Source organism: Neisseria sp. P0009.S007, assembly GCF_051962515.1.
This window is the reverse complement of record NZ_JBQCVF010000405.1, coordinates 1-1237: the sequence shown is the minus strand read 5'-3', so window position 1 is coordinate 1237 and position 1237 is coordinate 1. Positions and strand designations below refer to the sequence as shown.

The window sequence follows — 1237 nt, the reverse complement described above, 5'->3', positions numbered from 1 at the left end:
CTGGAAAACACCGAAAGCCTGCGCCCGACTGCGGCGACGGTGCTGAACATTTCCGAAGACCATCTCGACCGCTACGATGACTTGCTCGACTACGCGCATACCAAAGCCAAGATTTTCCGTGGCGATGGCGTGCAGGTTTTGAATGCGGACGATGCGTTCTGCCGCGCGATGAAGCGTGCCGGGCGCGATGTGAAATGGTTTTCGTTGGAACATAAAGCCGATTTTTGGTTGGAGCGCGAGACAGGCCGCCTGAAACAAGGTAATGAAGATTTGATTGCTACGCAAGACATTCCGCTGCAAGGCTTGCACAACGCTGCCAACGTCATGGCTGTCGTTGCTTTGTGTGAGGCCATTGGCTTGCCACGAGACGAGTTGCTCGAACACGTCAAAACCTTCCAAGGCCTGCCGCACCGCGTGGAAAAAATCGGTGAGAAAAACGGCGTGGTGTTTATCGACGACAGCAAAGGCACGAATGTTGGTGCAACCGCCGCTGCGATTGCCGGTTTGCAAAATCCGCTCTTCGTCATTTTAGGTGGAATGGGCAAAGGGCAGGACTTCACGCCCCTGCGCGACGCGCTTGCCGGCAAGGCAAAAGGCGTGTTCCTGATCGGCGTCGATGCGCCGCAAATCCGCCGCGATTTGGACGGCTGCGGTTTGAATATGACCGACTGCGCCACTTTGGAAGAAGCGGTTCAGACGGCATATGCCCAAGCCGAAGCGGGCGATATCGTGTTGCTCAGCCCGGCTTGTGCAAGCTTTGATATGTTTAAAGGCTATGCGCACCGTTCGGAAGTGTTTATCGAAGCATTCAAAGCTTTGTAAGGCCGTCTGAAGGATGAGAGTCGGGTTGAAAATCGGTTTGGCGGCAGTCGTACTTTTGGCTGTCGCCGCTTCGGTGTTCTGGTTTGCTGCGCCGATTCGTACTACGACCACTATTGCCACGCCGAGTGAAACGCCGTTGCCTGAAGATGCAGTTATCGACAGATTGGTTGTGCATAAAAGCAAACGCACCATGTCGGCGTACTCGCAAGGAAAATTACTGAAAATCTATCCCATTTCGTTGGGCAAGCAACCGGTCGGGCATAAACAGTTTGAAGGCGACGACAAAACGCCCGAAGGAAAATACCGCATCAATGAGCGTAATCCCAATAGCGGCTACCATAAAAACCTCGGCGTTTCCTATCCTAACGAAACTGACAAAGCTTATGCCGAACAACACGGCAAAAGCCCGGGCGGG

At 53.8% G+C, this 1237-nt stretch carries 2 protein-coding genes; both read left to right on the top strand.

Annotated features, from left to right (window positions below; all coding sequences use genetic code 11):
- Positions 1 to 822, top strand: an 822-nt coding sequence (gene murD, locus ACTHS3_RS13650; protein WP_440368209.1) for a UDP-N-acetylmuramoyl-L-alanine--D-glutamate ligase, incomplete at its 5' end; no start/stop codon positions are given.
- 13 nt (positions 823 to 835) lie between these two features.
- The coding region (locus ACTHS3_RS13645) for a L,D-transpeptidase family protein (RefSeq protein WP_440368208.1) at positions 836 to 1237 on the top strand (402 nt) is incomplete at its 3' end.